The sequence below is a fragment of the Alcanivorax sp. HI0044 genome (assembly GCF_001634945.1).
The window spans coordinates 1-615 of sequence record NZ_LWEZ01001956.1 but is presented as its reverse complement, the minus strand read 5'-3'; the positions used below and the strand labels follow the sequence as shown (position 1 = coordinate 615).

Genomic DNA, 615 nt, shown 5'->3' with positions numbered 1-615 from the left:
GTGCTGGAGCAGATGATCTATATGCCGTCACTCAGTGAGGCGTCGCTGAAAGATGAAGCTGCCATGACGCAGTGGTGCGAGACCCTGGGAAAACGCGTGGATGCTATCACTGACGCCACCCAGGCATTTACGATTACCGCCCAGCGTGATGAAGAGCGAGGCCTGTACTTGCCACGTGTGCAAGTGCTCGCTCACGGTGTACCCCGTGAATATCGTGTTACTCTGGATTTTCTGCAGTCCCCGGACTACCAGAAGATCAAGGCCTTGGGGGAAACCCTGGAAGGCCTGCTGGCAGACGATGCCTACATCCAGCGTGGTGAGTCGCAGCGGCCTATTCGCCACTTTGCCGAAGCCCTGGACTGGCTGATGGTGCAAGCGCGCCGTGGTACCAGTTTCCAGCGTTACAAGGGGCTGGGGGAGATGAACGCGGACCAGCTGTGGGAAACCACCATGGACCCGGAAAGCCGCCGTATGCTGCAGGTGACCATCGAAGACGCCATTGCGGCGGATCAGATCTTCACCTGCCTGATGGGGGATGACGTGGACCCGCGCCGTCAGTTCATCGAGTCTAATGCACTGCAGGTATCGAATCTGGATGTATAAACGCCTGAGGCT

The 615-nt window shown here is 58.0% G+C and carries 1 pseudogene; it reads left to right on the top strand.

From position 1 onward, the window contains the following. A pseudogene (gene gyrB / locus A3730_RS29030) lies at positions 1-603 on the top strand (DNA gyrase subunit B); the annotation flags it as partial. Positions 604-615 lie beyond the last annotated feature (12 nt).